Genomic DNA, 18677 nt, shown 5'->3' on the forward strand with positions numbered 1-18677 from the left:
CCGTCCCGTACAGCACGACACCGGGCGCCGTCCGCGGCGACGGCGCCCGGAGGCCACAGGCCGTGGCCCGGAGACACCACCGACACGGCCTGTGGCCCTACGCTTGCGCGGCCGACCCCGAGTGCCGCGAGCCGACGACGACAGCAATCATCCGCGTGCGTTCACGGGAAGGCGTGTCTGGTGGGGGGTCCGAGAAGTGATGTCATGTTCGTCCGATGGCCGGCCCAGGCCGATCTGCGGAACCGGTGCAGAAGCAACGGCGTGCCGCGGCTGCTGGTGGTCGAGGCGGGAGCCCGCCCGCCGGTCTGCAACGACCCGTTCGAGGACTGGGTGCGCGCCCCGATCACCCGGGACGACCTCGACGCCCGGGTGCTGGCCCTGCAGAACCGGCTGCACAGCCGCCGGACACCGACCCTCGACTCGGCCGGGACGCTCAGCTTCGGCCCGCACTCGATCACCGTCTCGAGTGTCCAGTCCGAGCTGCTGGAGGTGTTCATCGACCACTTCGGCGAGGTGGTGTACCGGCACGAACTCACCCAGCGGCTGGCGGACCACGTCCAGCGGCCGACCAGGAACTCGCTCGACCTGCACATCATGCGGCTCAGACGCCGACTGTCCACGACCGACCTGGTCATCCGCACGGCCTGGGGGCGCGGGTACGTGCTGGAGACCGACTGCCAGTAGGCGCGCCCGGGGACGGCCCGGCCCCGCCGGGTCGGCGGCAGGGCCCGGAGAGCCGCGGCCCTACCGCCGTTCGCCGCCGCTGCTGCGGACGACCTCGGCAACCGTCAACTCGTAGCTGGAGTACCACTCCTGGCGGCCCCGGCGCTGCGCCTCGCGGTGCTCGGGGTCGCTGCGCCAGCGCTCCAGCGTCTCACCGTCCTGCCACATCAGGACGGTGAGGCGTTCGCCGTCCGCCGCGACGTACTCCTTGGCCTCCACCGGGTCGGACCCGGTGATCTCGCGGAGCCGCTCCTGCATCCGCTCCTCGGTGGCCCGGTACTCCTCGCCGGCCTGCTCGGACAGGCGCGACTTGAACAGGATCACGAACATTCGCCGTCCTCCAGGGGTGCGGTGTCGGGGGTGCGGGCGCGCAGCAGCTCGTCGGGCGCCGCGGCCAGGTCCTCGCCGTGCCGGGCCAGCATGGTCTCCACCAGCCGGTCCAGTCGGCGGTCGTCGCGCAGCACGGCGGCGTAGCTGTCCTCGGTGAAGGCGCAGCGCTCGTACAGCGGCACGAACCGGTCGGGGAACAGCGCCGTCAGCCGTGCCTTGAGGCGTTCCGCGGCGGTCTCCGCGCGCGGGGGTTCGGCCATCGTGAAGTAGTGCCGGTAGGAGAGCGTGGAGATGGCGTCGGCGTCCTCGGTCCGCGCCTTCTCGTACGCGGCGAGGCCGGCCGTCCAGTCGCCGGCGGCGTCCAGGCACTCGGCCAGGACGCGGGCGTCCTCGAAGCCGCAGTTCATTCCCTGCCCCATGAACGGGGCCATCGCGTGGCAGGCGTCGCCGAGCAGCGCGAAGGTGCCCTGCCGGACCCACCGGTCGCAGTGGACCACGGTGAGGGTGGAGACGGTCTTGGCGGCGAGCTGCTCGGCGGCGTCGGGGACGAGGCCGGTCAGCTCGGGGAAGAGCTCGGCGAACATCGCGTACCGGCCGTTGTCCCCGCCGGCCGCGGCGTAGGACGGGGCGGGGCCGTCGAGCCGCATGAACAGGGAGCCGGAGAGCTTCCCGGAGGGCAGGGGGTGGGCGGCGAACATCGCCCCGCCGGTGGGCCAGAAGTGCGTGACGGTCGGGTCGAGCCGGCCGCCCGGCACCTCGATCTCCTGGTAGGCCAGGTCGAGCCGGCGCACCTCGCTGCGGGCGCCGCGGGCCTCCAGGGCCGCCCGGGCGGCGGAGTGCGCGCCGTCGCAGCCGAGGATCCGGCGGCAGCGCAGCCGGTGCGTGCCGTCGGGGCCGTCCAGCAGCACCGCGGGTTCGTCCGGGTCGATCGACCGCACGCGCCGGCCGAAGCGGATCCGCACGCCGGGGGCGGCCTCGGCGGCGTCCAGCAGGATCCGGTGCAGCGCCCGGCGCTCCACGGCCCAGATCGGCTGCCCGTCGCGGCCGTAGGGGGTGGTGCGGGTGCGGCCGTCGGGCAGGTGGGCGCGGCGGCCGTGCAGGGGGACGCAGATCCGGCGGACGGCGTCCGCGACGCCCAGTTCGGTCAGGGCCCGCCAGCCGCGGTTCGACAGCATCACGACGAGCGACCGGCCGACGTGGCCGTCCTCGCGCCGGGGGTCGGCGCGCCGCTCCAGCAGGGTGACCGGTCCGTGGCGGGGGGCGAGGTAGAGCGCGGCGACCGCGCCGACCAGGCCGGCCCCCACGATGACGGTGCCCTCGGTGTCGTGCTCGTTCATGGCCTCCCCGCCCCGGTTCCGTTGCCCTGTCGGGTCCGCAGTTCGCCGAGCACCGCGGCGCCCACCTCTTCCGTGCCGAGCGTTCCGCCGAGGTCCGGGGTGACCCGGCCGTCGGCCACGGCGGCGGCGACCGCCGCGCGGACGGCGTCCGCCTCGGCGGGCCGGCCCAGGTGCTCGGCCAGCAGGGCCACCGAGAGGATCGCGCCGAACGGGTTGGCGACGCCGGTGCCGGCGATGTCCGGGGCGCTGCCGTGCACCGGCTCGAACAGGCCGAAGCCGGTGGCCGGGTTGAGGTTCCCGGACGCGGCCACGCCGAGGCCGCCGGCGAGCGCGGCCGTGAGGTCGCTGAGGATGTCGCCGTAGGAGTTGTTGGTGACGATGACGTCGAAGGCGGTCGGGTCGGTGGCCAGCCGCAGCGCGGCGGTGTCCACGTACAGGTGCGAGGTCTCCACCTCGGGGTGCCGGGCGACGGCCTCGCTCCAGCAGCGCTGCCACAGTCCGCCGCCGTTGCGGACGGCGTTGGCCTTGTCGACCAGGCACACCGACCGGCGTGCCGTCGCGAACGCGAACTCCAGTACCCGGGAGACGCCCTGACGGGTGCTCAGGTCGACGTCGAGGGCGATCTCGTGCGGGGTGCCGGCGCGGGCGCCGCCGCCGATGCCGCTGTACAGGCCCTCGGTGTTCTCCCGGACGATCACGCAGTCGATGGCCCGGCGGGCCGGGTCGCGCAGCGGGCTGAGCCGGTCGTGCAGCAGGGCGGCGGGCCGGTAGTTGACGTACAGGTCGAGTTCCAGGCGCAGCGTGGTCAGCACGCCGCGCACGTACCCGGTGTCGGCGAGCCGGGGGTCGCCGACGGCGCCGAGCAGCGCCGCCCCGCTGGTCCGGATCCGGTCCAGGTCGGCGGCGGTCAGGGCCGCTCCGGTGCGCAGGTAGGTCTCGGCGTTGACGTGGTCCAGGAGGTCGGTGCGGACGCCGAGGTCGAGGGCGTCGAGGACGGCCAGCGCGGGCCCGATCACCTCCGGGCCGATGCCGTCGCCGGGGATCACCGCGACGGTGGTCACGGCAGCCTCACCTCCCGGCCCTGGTTCAGCACGTCCGCGACGAGTTCCTCGACGTCCGTCGCCAGGTGGAAGTGCCCGCCGGGCCGGTCCAGTCGGGAGAAGGCGCCGGTGGTGACGTCCGCCCACGCCGCCAGCGCGGTCCGGTCGACCAGCGGGTCGCCCTCGCCGTGGTAGCAGCGCACCGGGCAGGACAGCGGGCGGACGTCCGGGCGGGGCCGGTGGGTGGCGTGGGCCCGCAGGTCGGAGCGGATGGCGGGCAGCAGCACGTCGCGCAGTTCGACGTTGGCGGCGACCGCGGGTTCGATGCCGCCGAGCGCGCACAGCGCCGCCCAGAACTCGTCGTCGGGCGCCCGGTGGAGCTCGCCGTCGCGGATCAGCCCGGGCGGCATGGCCGCGGAGACGCACAGCGCCAGGGGCTGCTGGCCGGCGTCGCGCAGCAGCAGCGCCGTCTCGTGGGCGACCAGCGCGCCCAGGCTGTGCCCGAACAGCACCCTGCGCTGCGGCGTCCCGCGCAGCAGTTCCGCCGCGACCCGGTCGGCCATCTCGGCGACCCGGTCGACCAGCGGTTCCCGGAAGCGGTCGCCGCGGCCCGGGTACTGGACGCCGAGCAGCGACACGCCGGCGGGCAGCGCGGCGCCCCATTCGCCGAAGGAGATCGCCGAACCGCCCGAGTGCGGGAAGCACACCAGCCGAACGTCCGCGCCGGCGCCGGCGGTCATCGACCGCACCCAGCCGCGCTCTGGTACCCGGCCCATCCTCTGCCCTTCCGGTCGGTGGTCGTTCCGTGCCTCCCCATGCTTTCGACTCTCCGGGGATTCGCGGGGCTGCCGACAGATGTCGGCAAGAGATCGGGGCGGGCCGGGCCGCGGAGCAGACGATTCCGACCCAAAGGGACTCGACAGGCGGCTCGGGACGGACCCTGGGCCCGGAAGGGAACGCGATCATGCTCGACGGTTCTGTGCCCTGGCCCGAACACATCGCGGCGAAGCTGCGCCGGACCGGCGTCTGGTCCGGGGTGTCCCTGGGCGACCTGCTGCACGGGTCCTGCGCGCGGAACGCCGACCGGGTGGCCGTGGTGTGCGGCGAGGAGCGGATGACGTACGCGGAGCTGTCCCGGCGGGCGGACCGGCTGGCGGGCGGCCTGATCGGGCTGGGCATCCGGCCGCTGGACCGGGTCGTGGTGCACCTGCCCAACATCCCGGAGTTCGTCGTCACGTTCTTCGCCCTGCTGCGGGCCGGCGCCATCCCCGTGCTCGCCCTGCCCGGGCACCGCAGGACCGAGATCGAGCACCTGTGCGCGCACTCCGGCGCGGTGGCCTACGTGGTGAAGGACGAGTTCGGCGGCTTCGACTACCGGACGCTCGCCCGGGAGCTCCCGCCCGGCCCGCGGGTGATCGTCACCGGCGACGCCCAGGAGTTCACCTCGCTGGAGTCGCTGGACGCCCCGGACGTCCCGCTGCCCGCGGTGGACCCCGCCGAGCCCGCGCTGTTCCTGCTCTCCGGCGGCACCACCGGGCTGCCGAAGCTGATCCCCCGCACCCACGACGACTACGGGTACGTGATGCGGGCCTGCGCCGAGGCCATGCGGGTCGGCCCCGAGGTGGTGTACCTGGCCGTCAACCCGGTCGCCCACCAGGCGGCCCTGGCCTGCCCGGGCGTCATCGGCAGCCTGCTGCTCGGGGGGAAGGCCGTGCTCACCTCCAGCGTGCGCCCCGACGACGTCTTCGCACTGATCCGCCGGGAGTCCGTCACCGTCACCACGGTCGTCCCCTCGGTGCTCCGCCTGTGGACCGACTCCCGGCACCCGCGCGGCGACCTGTCCCGCCTGCTGATCCAGGTCGGCAGCGCCCCGCTCGACCCGGCCCTCGCCGCCCGCGCGACCCGGGAGCTGGGCTGCCGGCTCCAGCGCTGGTACGGCATCAGCGAGGGCCTGTGCACCCACACCCGGCTCGACGACCCCGAGGAGGCCGCCACCCACACGGACGGCCGCCCGATGTCGCCCGACGACGAAGTCCGCATCGTCGACGAGTCCGGCGCGCCCGTGCCCGACGGCGAGACCGGCGAGATGCAGGCCCGCGGCCCGTACACCGTCCGCGGCTACTACCGGGCCCCCGAGGAGAACGCCCGCTCCTTCACCCCCGACGGCTTCTTCCGCACCGGCGACCTCGCCGTGCGCCGCCCCGACGGGAACATCATGATCGTCGGGAGGATCAAGGACGTCATCAACCGGGCCGGCGAGAAGGTCTCCGCGGAGGAGGTGGAACGGCACTTGCGCACCCACCCCGCCGTCGAGGACGCCGCCGTGATCGGCGTCGCCGACACCGTGCTCGGCGAGCGGACGTACGCCTTCGTCGTCCTCGACGAGACGGCCGCCCGCCCGTCCGCCGTCAAGGAGTTCCTCCGCGAGCGCGGCCTCGCCGCCTACAAGATCCCCGACCGGCTGGTCCCGCTGCCGCAGCTCCCCCGCACCCCCATGGGCAAGGTCGACAAGAAGGCCCTGCGCGCGCGGGTGGCCGCCCGGTGACCTTCGACGCGGTCGTGGTGGGCGCCGGCCCGAACGGACTGGCCGCCGCCCTCACCCTCGCCGACGCCGGCCTCCGGGTCGCCCTCCACGAGGCCGCCGACACCGTCGGCGGCGGCACCCGCACCGCCGAACTCACCCTGCCCGGCTTCCACCACGACGTCTGCGCCGTCGCCCACCCGATGGCCGTCGCCTCCCCGTTCTTCCGCTCCTTCGACCTCGCCGCACACGGCGTCGAGCTCCTCCAGCCCGACGTCGCCTACGCCCACCCCCTGGACGGCGGCACCGCCGCCCTGGCCTGGCGCTCGCTCGAACGCACCGCCGCCGGCCTCGGCCCCGACGGCCCCGCCTGGGCCTCCCTCTTCGGCCCGCTCGCCGGGCGCTGGCCCGGCCTCACCGCGCTGGCCACCTCCGACCTGCGCTCACCCCCCGCCGACCCGGTCACCGCCCTGCGGGCCGCGCTCCGGGTCGCCGAACAGGGCACCCCGCTGCGCGCCCTGCGCTGGCGGAACGAACCCGCCCGCGCCCTGTTCGCCGGCGTGGCCGCCCACGCGATGCTGCCGCCCGGCTCGCCCGCCACCGCCGCGATCGGGCTGGTCCTCGGCACCCTCGCCCACGCCGTCGGCTGGCCCGTCGTCCGCGGCGGCAGCCAGCGGCTGGCGGACGCCCTCGCCGCGGCGCTGACCGCCCGCGGCGGGGTGATCCGCACCGGCCACCCGGTCCGCGACCTGCGCGAACTCCCCCGGGCCCGGGCCGTCCTGCTGGACGTCGCCCCGGCCGCGCTGCCCTCGCTCGCCGCCGGCCGGCTGCCCGCCCGCTACGCCCGGGCGCTGCTGGCCGCCCGCCCCGGCCCCGCCGTCTGCAAGGTCGACTGGGCCCTCGGCGGGCCCGTCCCCTGGACCGCCCCCGGCTGCGAACTGGCCGGAACCCTCCACCTGGTCGGCACCCGCGCCGAAGCGGTCGCCGCCGAACGCGACGTGGCCCGCGGCCGACACCCCGCACGCCCGTTCGTCCTCGCGGTGCAGCCCGGCGTGGTCGACCCCGGCCGCGCACCGGCCGGCCGGCACACCCTGTACGCGTACGCCCACGTGCCCCACGGATCCACGCTCGACCTCGGCGAGACCGTCACCGCGCAGGTCGAACGCTTCGCCCCCGGCTTCCGCGACCTGGTCCTGGCCCGCCACGTCGTCCCGGCGGCGCGGCTGACCCGCCACAGCCCCAACCTCGTCGGCGGCTCCATCGGCGGCGGCCCCCTGTCGCTGTGGCACACGGCGCTGCGCCCCACCCCGCGGTGGAACCCGTACCGCACCCCCCTGCCGGGGGTGTACCTGTGCTCCTCGGCCACCCCGCCGGGCCCGGCCGTCCACGGCATGTGCGGCGTCCACGCGGCGCGGCACGCCCTCCGCGACCGCTTCGGCATCCGCACCGCCCACTGAGACCGCCGCGGACGGGGCGGGCGGCCCATTGCCGAGTCCCTACCGGTGTTCGGGGTTCTCGAAGTCGAAGCGGCAGCCCGCGTCCCACTCCGAGCGCTGGTTGCCGTGGGCGGGGACGCCGCCGGCGTCCTTGAGCATCCGTGCCAGGTGGAGCTGGTTCCAGGTCATGAAGGTCGTGTTCCGGTTGGTGAAGTCGTTCTCGGGGCCGCCCGAGCCGTCGTCCAGGTACGACGGGCCGGGGCCCGCCTCGCCGACCCAGCCGGCGTCCGCCTGGGGCGGGATCACGAAGCCGAGGTGCTGGAGGCTGTAGAGCACGTTCATCGCGCAGTGCTTGGCGCCGTCCTCGTTCCCGGTGATCAGGCACCCGCCGACGCGGCCGTAATAGGCGTACTGGCCGCGGTCGTTGAGGATCGCGGAGCAGGCGTAGAGGCGCTCGATCACGCGCTTCATGACGGAGGAGTTGTCGCCGAGCCAGACCGGGCCGGCCAGGGTGAGGATGTCGGCGTTCATGATCTGGGAGTAGAGGATCGGCCAGTCGTCGGTGTCCCAGCCGTGTTCGGTCATGTCGGGCCAGACGCCGGTGGCGATGTCGTGGTCGACGGCGCGGATCTCCTCGACCTGGACGCCCTGGTGGCGGAGGATGCCGGCGCTGATGTCGATCAGGCCCTGGGTGTGACTGCGTTCGGGTGAACGCTTGAGGGTGCAGTTGACGAAGACGGCGCGCAGGTCGGCGTAGGAGGTGGCCATCGGCTTCCGTTCCGGGAGGGTGCGGCAGGGGGTGGGGCCATCGCACCACGGCGGGCCGCGGGCCGGGTGTCAGGCGGCGCTCAGCGAGAAGTAGTTCTCCTCCTCCTGGGCGAAGTGCAGGCGCAGCACGGAGTGCAGGCCGTAGAGGCAGGCCCGCAGGTCGTCGTGCTGTTCGGGGGCGAGGGCTCCGGTGGTTTCGGCGTGGGCGAGGTGGGTGGTGATCCGGTGGGCGAGGCGGTGGATCTCGGTGTGGGCGCGGCTCATGGTGGCGGTGGTCTCGGGGCCGCCGAGGGCGTCGGCGAGGGCGGGGTAGAGCTCGCGTTCCTCGGCCTCCTCGTGCGGAAGGAGGCGGGTGGTGAGCAGGCGGTCGACGTGCCGGACGGCGGCGAGGGCGTCGGCGGTGTCGGGCGCGGTGAGCCGGTCGGCGGCCTCCCGGACGGCTTCCAGGACGTCCCGCAGGTCGTCGTGCTCGGCGGCGAAGCGGCGCACCAACTCCTCAGTGGCGGCGTCGATTTCGGGCCCGACGCCGGGGCCGGGGCGCAGCGCGCGCAGCGCGTTGAGGATGACGGCGACGTCGATGACCTGCTGGAGCAGCGCGCCGGCGGCGGGCGGCAGCAGGCCGAACGCGGCGAGGACCATCGCGGCCAGGGAGAGCGCCATGCCGCCGAGTGCGGACTGGACGGCGATCCGGCGGGAGCGGGTGGCGATCTGGGCGGCGTCGGCGAGGCGGTCGACGCGGTCGGTGGTCAGCACGATGTCGGCGGCTTCGGAGGAGGCGCCGGCGCCGCGGGCGCCCATCGCGACGCCGACGTCGGCGGCGGCCAGGGCGGGGGCGTCGTTGACACCGTCGCCGACCATGACGGTGACGGCGCGGGCGCGTTCGGCGCGGACGGCGGCGACCTTGTCGGCGGGCGACTGCTGGGCGCGGACGTCGTCGAGGCCGACGACGGCGGCGATCTCGCGGGCGGGTTCGGGTCGGTCGCCGGTGATCATCAGGAGTCGGGTGACGCCGGCTTCGCGCAGGCGGCGGACGGTGCGCGGGGCGTCGTGCCGGACGGGGTCGCGGAGCAGCACGGCGCCGATGGGGCGGTCGTCGACGGCGACCCAGGCGAGGGCGGCGCCGTCGAGGGCGGCGCGGTTGTCGGCGGCGCGGGCCCAGGCGGGCAGGTCGGCGGCGTCGCGTTGGCCGACGGTGGCGGTGCGGCCGTCGGCGAGGGTGGCGACGGCGCCGCGGCCGGGCTGTTCGGAGACGTCGTGGACGGGCGGCAGGGTGAGGCCGCGTTCGGCCGCGGCGGCGGTGATGGCTTCGGCCAGGACGTGCGGCGAGTACTGGTCGACGGCGGCGGCGAGGGCGAGGATCTCGGCGGGGGTGTGGCCGGGGGCGGTGGCGAGGTCGAAGACGTGCGGGCGTCCGCCGGTGAGGGTGCCGGTCTTGTCGAGGCAGACGGTGCGGGCCCGGCCGAGGGTCTCCAGGGCGGCGCCGTCGCGGACCACGACGCCTTTGCGGGCGGCGCGGGAGATTCCGGAGACGATGGCGACGGGGGCGGCGAGCAGCAGCGGGCAGGGGGTGGCGACGACGAGTACGGCGACGGCGCGGACGGCGTCGCCGGTGAGCAGCCAGGCGAGGCCGGCGGCGGCGAGGGCGAGCGGCAGGAACCAGGCGGCGTAGCGGTCGGCGAGGCGGATGACGGGGGCGCGTTCGGCGCCGGCCTGCTGGGTGAGGCGGACGATCTCGGCGTAGGTGGAGTGTTCCTCGGTGGCGGTGGCGCGCAGGTCGAAGGCGCTGCCGGCGTTGACGGCGCCGCTGCGGGCCGGGTCGCCGATCCGGCGGGTGACGGGGGCGGATTCGCCGGTGAGGACGGATTCGTCGAGGACGGCGCGGCTGCCGGTGATCCGGCCGTCCACGGGGACGGTCTCGCCGGGGCCGACCACCAGCAGGTCGCCGGTCCGGACGTCGGCGAGCGGGACGGTCTGCACGCTGCCGCCGGTGCGGCGGCGGGCGGTGCGGGGGGCGTGTTTGAGGAGTTCGCGCAGGTCACGGGTGGCGCGGCGTTCGGCGGCGGCGTCCAGCCAGCGGCCGCTGGAGAGCATCAGGGCGATCAGTGCGCCGGCCAGGTACTCGCCGGTGGCGAGGGTGCCGGCGAGGGCGAGGACGGCGATCAGGTCGACGCCGGCCCGGCCGCGGCGCAGCGCCTGGGCGACCCACATCAGGGCGGGGGCGATGGCGGCGGCGGTGGCGACGATCCAGCACTGGTCGGCGAAGCCGCGCGCGCCGGCCGCCCAGGCGATCAGCCCGGCCAGGGTGGCGGCGGTGACCACGCCGAGCAGGACGGGTTCGATGCCGCCGCCGCTCAGCAGCTGTCGGGCGCCGCCCTGTTCGCGGGGCGCGGTGTGCGGGGCCATGGGGGTTCCCTCCGCCGGGGTTGCGGCTGTCCTCTCCAGTGCACCGCGCGGCGGGCGCTGCGGCCAGGGCGGTCGGTCCCGTCGGCGGGGTCTGCGGGGTAGGTTCGGGGGCGTTGGTGTTCGCGTCCGGTCTCCCGGGGTGTCCGGGGCCGGTGTACAGAGGGCAGGTGGGGTACGTGGAGTCGCTGTTCGAGCTTCCGATCCGGACGCTGGCGGGCGAGCCGTCGTCGCTGGCGGAGTACCGGGGCAAGGTGCTGCTGCTGGTGAACGTCGCCTCGAAGTGCGGTCTGACGCCGCAGTACACGGGTCTGGAGCGGTTGCAGAAGGCGTACGGGGAGCGCGGGTTCACCGTGCTCGGGTTCCCGTGCAACCAGTTCGCGGGGCAGGAGCCGGGGTCGGCGGAGGAGATCCAGGAGTTCTGCTCGACCACCTACGGGGTGTCGTTCCCGCTGTTCGAGAAGGTCGACGTGAACGGGGCCGACCGGCACCCGATCTACGCGCGGCTGACCGAGGTGCCGGACGCCGCGGGCGAGGCCGGGGACGTGCAGTGGAACTTCGAGAAGTTCCTGGTGTCCGCCGACGGCGAGGTGGTCGGGCGGTTCCGGCCGCGGACCGAGCCGGAGGCGCCGGAGCTGGTGGCCGAGATCGAGGCGCGGCTGGGCGGCTGAGCGGGCCGGGACGCGCGGGAGCCCGCCCGGTGGACCGGTGTCCGCCGGGCGGGTTCCTGCTTCGAAGCAGGCCGCGCCGGTTTCAGGCCTCGCCGGTCTCAGGCCTCGCCGGGGTGCCAGGCGGGCCACTGCCAGGGGCGGTCGTCCCAGTGCACCCGGACCGGGTCGTGCGGGTCGAGGTCGGGGAAGTGGTGTTTCACCTCCGGTTCGAATTCCTCGGGGGCGAGCGGCTTCCAGCCCTCGTCCTTGAAGTGGACGAGGCGGTAGCGGCTGTCGGTGCGGAACTCCGCGATCCGCACCAGGGGCTCGCCGGCCGTGTCCGCCCCGTTGCTGGTGGTGTTGCTGCTGGTGGTCGTCATGCCGCCAGCTTCGGCCGCGTCCCGCCGTCGCGCACGCCCGCACCGCCGGTGCGGCCCGTGCCGTCGCTGCCGCTGTTCGGGCAGCGGGCCGCGCCGGCGGTGGGCGGTCCCGTACCGTGGAAGGTCAGTCGAAGGGTTGGCCGGGAGGACCGCGTGGGCAAGGGCAGGGCGTCGAAGGGTGCGGCGGCGGCGCGGGTGCGCGGGCTGGACGGCCTGGCGGTGACGCGCTCGGCGTGGGGCCTGTACCGGGAGACCCGGCGGCCGGGCGCGCCCGGGGTGGCGGCCCGGCTGGGGGCGCTGCCGCGCCTGGTGCGGGACGTGCTGCTGCGCCGCTACCCGGGCGTGGGCCCGGGCAAGCTGCTGCTGCTGGCGTTCGCCGTCGCGGTGTACCTGGTCAGCCCGATCGACGCGCTGCCGGACTTCTTCCCGGTGATCGGCTGGAGCGACGACACCGGGCTGCTGCTGTGGTTCCTGATGGGCCTGACCCGGGAGTCCGGCCGCTACCTGGAGTGGACCCGGCGCGACGCCGCGCCCACCGGGGGCTGAGCGGCCCGCGCTACAGCGCCTTGACCAGCTTCTCGAAGCGCAGGTCGTCGCGGAGCGGGATGCCGAACCGCTCGTCGCCGTACGGGAACGGCTCGTGGACGCCGGTGCGGGTGTAGCCGCGGCGCTCGTACCAGGCGATCAGGTCGGCGCGCTGCTCGATGACGGTCATCTCCATCTCGGCGACGCCCCAGGCGGTGCGGGCCCACTCCTCGGCGCGGGCCAGCACCTGCCGGCCGAGGCCGCCGCCCTGGGCGGCCGGGGAGACCGAGAACATGCCGAAGTAGCCGGCGGCGCCGCGCCGTTCGACGTGGCAGCAGGCCAGCAGGGCGCCGTCGCGTTCGGCCAGCAGCACCACCGACTCGGGGCGGGCGAGCAGTTCGGCGACGCCGGCCTCGTCGGTGCGGCGGCCGTCCAGCAGGTCCGCCTCGGTGGTCCAGCCGGCCCGGCTGGCCTCGCCGCGGTAGGCCGACTCGACCAGGGCGACCACCGCGGGCACGTCCTCGGACTGGGCGACGCGGAAGACCGGGCTGGCGCTCGCGGTCGGGGAGACGGTCGGCTCGGCGGTCATGCGGGGCGCTCCTTCGGGTGCTCGGACCGCCATCGTGCCACAGCGCCCGCCGCCCCCGGCCGGGGGTTCTCGGCCTACTCGGCCGGCTCGGTCGGGGGGACGGGCCGCTCGGCCGGGCCGGGGTAGGGCAGGATCTGGCGGAGCAGTCCGCGCGGGTGGCCGCGGCGGCGCCATTCGCGGGGGTAGCCGAGCGACACCTCCTCGAACCGGACGCCCTCGTACCAGGTGGTGCGCGGAATGTGCAGGTGGCCGTAGACGACGGCGGCGACGTTGAAGCGGCGGTGCCAGTCGGCGGTGAGCTCGGTGCCGCACCACTGGGCGAAGTCGGGGTAGTGCAGGACGTCGGTGGGCCGGCGGTCCAGCGGCCAGTGGCTGACCAGCACCAGCGGCAGCTCCGGGTCGTGGGCGGCGAGCGCCTTCTCGGTGGTCTCGACGCGCTCCCGGCACCAGTCGTCGACGCCCGCGTACGGCGCGGGGCTGATCCGGTACTCGTCGGTGCAGACCACGCCGTTCTCCCGGGCGCGGGCCAGCGACTCGGCCTTGGTGTGCACGCCCGGCACCCGGAAGCTGTAGTCGTAGAGCGTGAACACCGGGGCGACGGCGCAGGGCCCGCCGGGCCCGGACCAGACCGGGAACGGGTCCTCCGGCGTGGCGACGCCCAACTCCCGGCAGAGGTCGACCAGTTGGTGGTAGCGCGCGGGCGCGTCGATGGGCTCCGGGTCGCGGGTGGTGGTCCACAGTTCGTGGTTGCCGGGCGTCCAGACCACCTTGGCGAAGCGTCCGGCGAGCACCCGCAGCGCGTCCGCGACGACGTCGACCTGCTCGGCGACGTCACCGGCGACAATCAGCCAGTCGTCCGGGCCGGTCGGCCGCAGTGCGTCGAGGACGGGCCGGTTCTCGCCGACGCCGACGTGGAGGTCGCTCACCGCGAGCAGGCGCCCGTCCGCCACCACTCCCCCAGCCTGTGTGTCCGTCGACGCCTCCGGCCGTGCCCGCCGCCGTTCGGAGCCGGGACCGCCGGCGCGTCCCGGCAGTGGGACGCGCGTGGACACGGTACCGCCGAGCGGTCGGCCGCGCCAGCATGAGCAGCTTCCTGTCGGAGCGTCAACATCCAGTGGAACGACAGGTGTTCGGCAATCGCACCTATGTTTGTTCGCTCTACATACTTTCTGGCGATGTGTGGTTTCAACACTCTGTTGACTGACGGGTCCATGACTATATGTTCTCCGCGGCGTCCGAAAACCGGCCGCCGCCCTCCACCCCACTGAGGACCCGTCATGCCTGCTTCCGGCACCCACCGCACGTTCCGTCGCGCCGCCACCGCCCTCGCCTCCGCCGCCCTGCTGGTCGGCGCGGTCGCCGCCGCCGCACCCGCCCAGGCCGCCAAGCCGACCACTCCCCCCAACTTCCACCCCGAGCTCGACCACGCCGGCTCCACCGTCGTCGCCCACGAGGGCCGCGGCAACGCCTCCCCGGAGGGCATCGCGGCCCTGGCCGTCACCCAGACCAAGGGCATGGACGTCTCCAACTGGCAGGGCAGCGTCAACTGGAGCACCGCGTACGCCAACGGCGGCCGGTTCGCCTACGTCAAGGCCACCGAGGGCACCACCTACACCAACCCCTCGTTCGCCCAGCAGTACAACGGCTCCTACAACGTCGGCATGATCCGCGGCGCCTATCACTTCGCGCTGCCGAACGTCTCCTCCGGCGCCACCCAGGCCACGTACTTCGTCTCCCACGGCGGCGGCTGGTCCAAGGACGGCAAGACCCTGCCGCCCGCCCTCGACATCGAGTACAACCCGTACGGCGCCACCTGCTACGGCCTCAGCCAGGCCGGCATGGTCAGCTGGATCCGCGACTTCTCCAACACCGTCCACACCAAGACCGGCCGCTACCCGGTGATCTACACCACCACCGACTGGTGGACCACCTGCACCGGCAACAACAGCTCCTTCGGCGCCACCAACCCGCTCTGGATCGCCCGCTACGCCTCCTCCGTCGGCACCCTGCCGGCCGGCTGGTCCTACCAGACCATCTGGCAGTACGCCGACTCCGGCACGCTGCCCGGCGACCAGAACTACTTCAACGGCGCCCTGGACCGCGTCCAGGCCCTCGCCAACGGCTGACCGGCCGTTTCTCCCCGCGCCCGGAGCCGTTTCCCCCCTCCGGGCGCGGGCCCGCCGGATCAGTGCGTCGGGACGATCAACTCCCAGGTGTCGACGGCGAAGTCGAGCACCATGCCGTGGTCGCGGTACAGCGCGGGCGCGCCCGTCGCGTTGTCGGTGTCCACCCCGAGGCCGACCCGGGGGCGGCCGCGATCGGCGTAGAACGCGAAGAAGTGCCGCAGCAGGTGGCCGCCGATGCCCTTGCCGCGCAGCCCGGCCCGCACCCCGATGTTCGAGGCCCAGGCGGTGTCGGAACGGTCGTCCCGGGTGCGCAGCACCGCGACGTCGCCGTGCCCGTCCAGCTCGGCGATCCACACCAGCGACCAGTCGGCGCTGTCCGCGCCGGTGTCGGCGCACCACTTCTCGTAGCTGCGGGGCTGGAAGTCGTAGTGCTCGGCGAAGGTCTCCTGGATCAGCCGGTGCGCGGTGCGCCGGTCCTCCTCGGTGCCGCACGCACGCAGCCGAAGGCCCGCCGGGGCCTGCGGGAACGGGTCGGTCTTCGGGTCGACGTCCCGGGTGAGCACGTGGTGGCGACGCACCAGCCGCCAGCCGCGACCCGCCAACGCCCCGGTGTCGATGGTCGGTTCGGACGTCAGCCCCAGGTGCAGCACGGCGCGGTCCGCGCCGTTGCGGCGGGCGAGCTCCGCGCCACGGGCCTCCATCAGCCCGAACACGTGCAGGCCCGCGTCGGTGTGGCCCGGCAGCAGGTACTGGTCGAGGTTGATCCGCTCACCGGCCGACCGGTCACGGACGATGCCGTACCCGACGAGCCGGCCGTCGGCGTCGTGCAGCAGCCAGGAGTCCCGCTCCAGGTCCACGTCGACGTGCCCGAGGTCCTCCTGGACCTCCTCCAAGTCCGTGAACGCGCGCCCCACTTCTATCTCGTCCACCTGGTTCAGCAGCACCCACACCGCCTCGGCGTCCTCAACCCCCGCCGCCCGCACCGTGATTCCCTCCGGGAGCGCCATGGCCCCTCCTCCCACTCTCGGACCCTGCTGGTCCCGCCGACAAACCCGGCCTTTCTATCGCTTCAACGGGCGTGCCCCAAACGGTTTTTGAGCACGACCGGCAGGAGCGGGGTCAGCTCGTGGCGAGCAGGCGGCGCAGGGCGGCCCGGGCGGGTGGGCCCCAGGTGGGTTTGCCGCCCGGGCGGCCCTGGCGGCCGGCCTCGCCGATGAGGAGGCCGCCGAAGGCACGGAGGACGGCCCAGCCGCGGGCGCGGCGGCGGGTGGCGGGGTCGAGGGCGGGCCGGTAGGCGTCGTGGAACCGGTCGCGGGCGGCGGCGGTGGGGAGCAGCGTCCAGGCGGCGGCGAGGTCGCAGGCCGGGTCGCCGGCGCAGAGGTCGCCGAAGTCGATGACGCCGCAGTAACTCCCCTCTGCGGTCAGCACGTTGGCGGCGTGCAGGTCGCCGTGCAGCCAGCTGCGCGGACCTGTCCGGGCGGGTGCGGCGAGGGCGTCGTGCCAGACGGCGCGAACGCTGTCCGGGTCGGTGATCAGCCCGAGTCGGGCGGTCTCGGCGAGGCCCCGCTCGAACTGCCGCTCGTACTCGGCGAGCGGGCCGCCGCGCCCGCGTCCCTCCGGGGCGTCGTCGGGGGCGGGCCGGTGGAGGGCCGTCAAGAACGCCGCGAGAACGTCGGCGGCGGCCGACCCGTCCGTGACGGGTACGCGGTCGGCAGGCTCGCCCGGCACCCAGGTGGTCACCAGCCACGGCCGGGGAAACTCCGCACCGGGCTCGCCGAGCCACCGCGGCACCGGCACGGGCAACGGCAGGCCCTCGGCCAGCCCGGGCACCCAGCGGTACTCCTTCCGCAGCAACTCGTCGGCACCGTCGGTGGCCCACGGCAGCCGGACCGCGAGGTCCTCGCCGACCCGCCACAGCTGGTTGTCCCAGCCCCGCGCCCCGAAACGCACCGGAAGCCCGGCCAATTCGGGACGCTGCTCGCGCAGCAGGCGGGTGATCAGTTCTGCGGTGACCTCGGGCGTCCCGGTGCTCATGTCCGCCCAGGCTAGCGGCAGTTGGGGCCGGCGCGCACCGATCCCCGCCCGTTGCCGCCGAGTGCAGCCCGTCCCGGCTCCGCGTGGTGGTGCGGGCCGTCGCGGCGTCCCCGGCGTGCCCCCGTCCGCCCCGCGGCGGGTGGTCGCGCGCCCTTACCTGGGGCCGGTGGCTCGTTAGGATTTTCCCTACGTCACGTTGTGTGACTGCGGGGTGGGTGTTCGGAGCTCCGCCACGGACCGTCGTCGTCCGTCGAGAGAGTGCGGCCGACGCCGCCGAGCGGGCCGAACAGTTCTGCCGCCGCCCGAACCCCGATCACCGACGGTCAGGGCCGCGCGCCCTTCGTTGCCCGTCCGCCCTTCGTCCAGGAAAAGAGCAACGCACCATGTACCGACGCGTCGTTCCGGCCCTCGTGGCCGGCCTCATCACCACCCTCCTCGGATTCGCCTCGCCGGCCGCCGCCACCACCACCGACACCGCCGCCACCTCGCACGCGGCCGCCGTGAAGTCGTACGGCCGCTGCCCGTCCGGCTACTTCTGCATCTACAGCGACTGGGACGGCGGCGGCACCCAGTGCGCGTGGAGCTCCTCCAGGGTCGCCAACACCGCGGACATGTGTTCCTTCATTCGCAACGGCTACAACGTGCGCTCGGTGGCCAACAAGACCAACCACCGCGTCCAGTACTACACCGGCACCAACTACAACAACCGCGTCGGCTCCACCGGCTCGGGCGGCTCGGGCAACCTGATGGGCAGCTACCAGATCCGCTCCTTCCGCCCGCAGTAGCAACCAACCACCACCGCAAGCCAGTTGAAGCCCGCCCGGGTGCGCCGAAGCCGCCCGCGCGGGCTTCGCCCGGCGCGCCGGGGCTGAGGTGGTTCAGTCAGGACGAGGGCGTCGCCGTGGGGAGCGATCAGGCCGACGCGCGCACTGCCCCGGGCGTCGAGCGCGTCGACGACGCCGACGGACCCGTCGACGGGGTCCACGCGTACCGGATCGCCACCACGAAGCCGTTCTTGGCGAGTTGTCTCTTCGCCCCGGCCTTCTCGTCCGCCGCCGCCAGGGCCACGAGGAGCAGCGGAGCGGCCAGGGTCGAAGACAGTACGAGAGAGCCCCGCAGATCCGAGGATCTGCGGGGCTTCGCTGCGGCCAACCGACAGAATCCGGTGACGTCGGGTTTTGTGCGGGGTTCGGCGGCTCCGTTCCCCGTGGCCCGGAGATCGTTTCCCGGGCCGCTGTCCGCGGGCACCCTGGCGTGGTGGTCGTACGGTCGCGAGGGGGACTGGAATGAGGCCCAATCATCTTTACTTATCAGGGAGTTCTCGATTTCGCCGCGAGTCGGCGCGAGTACTACGGTGTGGCCCTGGCCGCCGCGGGGCGGCGCTTGGGGAGGGGTGACATGGGGCAGCAGCTGGCACGGGTGCCGCTGGACGGCGGGGGTTCGATTCTCGTCGAGGCGGAGGATGGTGCGGCGGGGCCGGTGAAGGCGGGCCGGGTCGGTGACGCGGTACGGGAGCTGCCGGAGAGTCTGGGAACGGCGCTGGAACCGGTGACCGGCCTGGCGCGCACGGTGCTGCACCGGTTGCGGGAGGCGGGGCCGGACGAGGTGGAGGTGGAGTTCGGGGTCGATCTCTCCGCCGCGGCCGGTGTGGTGATCACGAAGACCGCCGCCAAGTGCCATCTGACGGTGCGCGTCACGTGGCGCAAGGACGAGGACGACGCCGCTTCGGCCGGCGCTCGCACGGCCGACGCTCCCGAGGGCGACGACGAACCGGAGACCGGCGTCCGCACGGCCGGCGACGAACCGGAGGCCTGACGG

At 74.5% G+C, this 18677-nt stretch carries 19 protein-coding genes; 8 read left to right on the forward strand and 11 right to left on the reverse strand.

Translation table 11 applies throughout. The features are described 5' to 3' along the window. Positions 1-204 precede the first annotated feature (204 nt). The gene (locus tag ACWEMJ_RS10980) at positions 205-684 is read left to right on the forward strand and encodes a helix-turn-helix domain-containing protein (RefSeq protein ID WP_452136688.1); all 480 of its coding nucleotides are present in this window, start codon (positions 205-207) and stop codon (positions 682-684) included. 60 nt (positions 685-744) lie between these two features. Here ACWEMJ_RS10980 and ACWEMJ_RS10985 read toward each other — a convergent pair whose 3' ends face one another. Genes ACWEMJ_RS10985 through ACWEMJ_RS11000 form a run of 4 tightly spaced genes read right to left on the reverse strand, consistent with a single transcriptional unit; the run spans position 745 to position 4206 of the window. Further along, positions 745-1053: an antibiotic biosynthesis monooxygenase family protein gene (locus tag ACWEMJ_RS10985; protein ID WP_452136689.1), complete on the reverse strand. Its 309-nt coding sequence runs from the start codon at positions 1051-1053 to the stop codon at positions 745-747. After that, positions 1044-2390 (reverse strand): FAD-dependent oxidoreductase, encoded by a 1347-nt coding sequence (locus ACWEMJ_RS10990; RefSeq protein ID WP_452136690.1) that lies wholly within the window; start codon positions 2388-2390, stop codon positions 1044-1046. The genes ACWEMJ_RS10985 and ACWEMJ_RS10990 overlap by 10 nt, the downstream gene beginning before the upstream one ends. Further along, the gene (locus ACWEMJ_RS10995) at positions 2387-3451 is read right to left on the reverse strand and encodes an isocitrate/isopropylmalate dehydrogenase family protein (protein WP_452136691.1); all 1065 of its coding nucleotides are present in this window, start codon (positions 3449-3451) and stop codon (positions 2387-2389) included. The genes ACWEMJ_RS10990 and ACWEMJ_RS10995 overlap by 4 nt, the downstream gene beginning before the upstream one ends. Then, positions 3448-4206, reverse strand: coding sequence for a thioesterase II family protein (locus ACWEMJ_RS11000; protein ID WP_452136692.1), 759 nt, complete (start codon positions 4204-4206; stop codon positions 3448-3450). Before ACWEMJ_RS11000 ends, ACWEMJ_RS10995 begins: the two co-directional genes overlap by 4 nt. A gap of 188 nt (positions 4207-4394) precedes the next feature. Here ACWEMJ_RS11000 and ACWEMJ_RS11005 point away from each other — a divergent pair, with 188 nt between their 5' ends. Together ACWEMJ_RS11005 and ACWEMJ_RS11010 are read left to right on the forward strand one after the other, a co-directional pair. Further along, positions 4395-5975 carry a (2,3-dihydroxybenzoyl)adenylate synthase gene (locus ACWEMJ_RS11005; RefSeq protein ID WP_452136693.1) on the forward strand — a complete coding sequence of 527 codons (1581 nt, stop codon included), beginning with the start codon at positions 4395-4397 and terminating at the stop codon, positions 5973-5975. Beyond that, positions 5972-7408, forward strand: a complete 1437-nt coding sequence (locus ACWEMJ_RS11010) for a phytoene desaturase family protein (RefSeq protein ID WP_452136694.1) — start codon at positions 5972-5974, stop codon at positions 7406-7408. Before ACWEMJ_RS11005 ends, ACWEMJ_RS11010 begins: the two co-directional genes overlap by 4 nt. A 39-nt stretch (positions 7409-7447) precedes the next feature. On the opposite strand, the gene ACWEMJ_RS11015 is transcribed toward ACWEMJ_RS11010, so the two are convergent. Together ACWEMJ_RS11015 and ACWEMJ_RS11020 are read right to left on the reverse strand one after the other, a co-directional pair. Beyond that, positions 7448-8155 (reverse strand): flavodoxin family protein, encoded by a 708-nt coding sequence (locus ACWEMJ_RS11015; RefSeq protein WP_452136695.1) that lies wholly within the window; start codon positions 8153-8155, stop codon positions 7448-7450. A gap of 69 nt (positions 8156-8224) precedes the next feature. Continuing rightward, positions 8225-10558, reverse strand: a complete 2334-nt coding sequence (locus ACWEMJ_RS11020) for a heavy metal translocating P-type ATPase (RefSeq protein WP_452136696.1) — start codon at positions 10556-10558, stop codon at positions 8225-8227. 167 nt (positions 10559-10725) lie between these two features. On the opposite strand from ACWEMJ_RS11020, the gene ACWEMJ_RS11025 reads away from it, so the two are divergent. Next, positions 10726-11226, forward strand: coding sequence for a glutathione peroxidase (locus ACWEMJ_RS11025; RefSeq protein ID WP_452136697.1), 501 nt, complete (start codon positions 10726-10728; stop codon positions 11224-11226). 98 nt (positions 11227-11324) lie between these two features. Here the strand turns inward: ACWEMJ_RS11025 and ACWEMJ_RS11030 are convergent, their stop codons facing one another. After that, on the reverse strand, positions 11325-11585 hold the full coding sequence (locus tag ACWEMJ_RS11030; RefSeq protein WP_452136698.1) for a hypothetical protein: 261 nt from the start codon (positions 11583-11585) through the stop codon (positions 11325-11327). A 153-nt stretch (positions 11586-11738) separates the two neighbouring features. Here ACWEMJ_RS11030 and ACWEMJ_RS11035 point away from each other — a divergent pair, with 153 nt between their 5' ends. Then, on the forward strand, positions 11739-12131 hold the full coding sequence (locus tag ACWEMJ_RS11035) for a YkvA family protein (RefSeq protein WP_452136699.1): 393 nt from the start codon (positions 11739-11741) through the stop codon (positions 12129-12131). Positions 12132-12141: 10 nt separating this feature from the next. Here ACWEMJ_RS11035 and ACWEMJ_RS11040 read toward each other — a convergent pair whose 3' ends face one another. Together ACWEMJ_RS11040 and ACWEMJ_RS11045 are read right to left on the reverse strand one after the other, a co-directional pair. Beyond that, positions 12142-12699, reverse strand: coding sequence for a GNAT family N-acetyltransferase (locus ACWEMJ_RS11040; RefSeq protein WP_452136700.1), 558 nt, complete (start codon positions 12697-12699; stop codon positions 12142-12144). A gap of 74 nt (positions 12700-12773) precedes the next feature. After that, positions 12774-13649: a metallophosphoesterase family protein gene (locus tag ACWEMJ_RS11045; RefSeq protein ID WP_452136701.1), complete on the reverse strand. Its 876-nt coding sequence runs from the start codon at positions 13647-13649 to the stop codon at positions 12774-12776. A 327-nt stretch (positions 13650-13976) separates the two neighbouring features. Here ACWEMJ_RS11045 and ACWEMJ_RS11050 point away from each other — a divergent pair, with 327 nt between their 5' ends. Continuing rightward, positions 13977-14825 carry a lysozyme gene (locus ACWEMJ_RS11050; protein ID WP_452136702.1) on the forward strand — a complete coding sequence of 283 codons (849 nt, stop codon included), beginning with the start codon at positions 13977-13979 and terminating at the stop codon, positions 14823-14825. A 59-nt stretch (positions 14826-14884) separates the two neighbouring features. Here the strand turns inward: ACWEMJ_RS11050 and ACWEMJ_RS11055 are convergent, their stop codons facing one another. After that, positions 14885-15832: a GNAT family N-acetyltransferase gene (locus ACWEMJ_RS11055; RefSeq protein WP_452136703.1), complete on the reverse strand. Its 948-nt coding sequence runs from the start codon at positions 15830-15832 to the stop codon at positions 14885-14887. A gap of 112 nt (positions 15833-15944) precedes the next feature. Beyond that, a complete protein-coding gene (locus tag ACWEMJ_RS11060) occupies positions 15945-16859 on the reverse strand; it encodes an aminoglycoside phosphotransferase family protein (RefSeq protein WP_452136704.1) in 915 nt (304 codons plus the stop codon). Between the two features lie 383 nt (positions 16860-17242). On the opposite strand from ACWEMJ_RS11060, the gene ACWEMJ_RS11065 reads away from it, so the two are divergent. Then, a complete protein-coding gene (locus tag ACWEMJ_RS11065; RefSeq protein ID WP_452136705.1) occupies positions 17243-17644 on the forward strand; it encodes a peptidase inhibitor family I36 protein in 402 nt (133 codons plus the stop codon). A gap of 613 nt (positions 17645-18257) precedes the next feature. After that, a complete protein-coding gene (locus tag ACWEMJ_RS11070) occupies positions 18258-18674 on the forward strand; it encodes a CU044_2847 family protein (RefSeq protein WP_452136706.1) in 417 nt (138 codons plus the stop codon). Positions 18675-18677: the final 3 nt, after the last annotated feature.

Source organism: Kitasatospora sp. NPDC004531, from assembly GCF_053602195.1.

Excerpts from the sequence above, each read along its gene's own strand:
- ACWEMJ_RS11070 (WP_452136706.1), top strand. The coding sequence starts at position 18,258 with ATGGGGCAGCAGCTGGCACGGGTGCCGCTGGACGGCGGGGGTTCGATT.
- ACWEMJ_RS11000 (WP_452136692.1), bottom strand. The coding sequence starts at position 4,206 with ATGGGCCGGGTACCAGAGCGCGGCTGGGTGCGGTCGATGACCGCCGGC.
- ACWEMJ_RS11005 (WP_452136693.1), top strand. The coding sequence starts at position 4,395 with ATGCTCGACGGTTCTGTGCCCTGGCCCGAACACATCGCGGCGAAGCTG.
- ACWEMJ_RS11050 (WP_452136702.1), top strand. The coding sequence starts at position 13,977 with ATGCCTGCTTCCGGCACCCACCGCACGTTCCGTCGCGCCGCCACCGCC.
- ACWEMJ_RS11020 (WP_452136696.1), bottom strand. The coding sequence starts at position 10,558 with ATGGCCCCGCACACCGCGCCCCGCGAACAGGGCGGCGCCCGACAGCTG.
- ACWEMJ_RS11065 (WP_452136705.1), top strand. The coding sequence starts at position 17,243 with ATGTACCGACGCGTCGTTCCGGCCCTCGTGGCCGGCCTCATCACCACC.
- ACWEMJ_RS11040 (WP_452136700.1), bottom strand. The coding sequence starts at position 12,699 with ATGACCGCCGAGCCGACCGTCTCCCCGACCGCGAGCGCCAGCCCGGTC.
- ACWEMJ_RS11015 (WP_452136695.1), bottom strand. The coding sequence starts at position 8,155 with ATGGCCACCTCCTACGCCGACCTGCGCGCCGTCTTCGTCAACTGCACC.
- ACWEMJ_RS11055 (WP_452136703.1), bottom strand. The coding sequence starts at position 15,832 with ATGGCGCTCCCGGAGGGAATCACGGTGCGGGCGGCGGGGGTTGAGGAC.
- ACWEMJ_RS11030 (WP_452136698.1), bottom strand. The coding sequence starts at position 11,585 with ATGACGACCACCAGCAGCAACACCACCAGCAACGGGGCGGACACGGCC.
- ACWEMJ_RS10980 (WP_452136688.1), top strand. The coding sequence starts at position 205 with ATGTTCGTCCGATGGCCGGCCCAGGCCGATCTGCGGAACCGGTGCAGA.
- ACWEMJ_RS10985 (WP_452136689.1), bottom strand. The coding sequence starts at position 1,053 with ATGTTCGTGATCCTGTTCAAGTCGCGCCTGTCCGAGCAGGCCGGCGAG.
- ACWEMJ_RS10990 (WP_452136690.1), bottom strand. The coding sequence starts at position 2,390 with ATGAACGAGCACGACACCGAGGGCACCGTCATCGTGGGGGCCGGCCTG.
- ACWEMJ_RS11060 (WP_452136704.1), bottom strand. The coding sequence starts at position 16,859 with ATGAGCACCGGGACGCCCGAGGTCACCGCAGAACTGATCACCCGCCTG.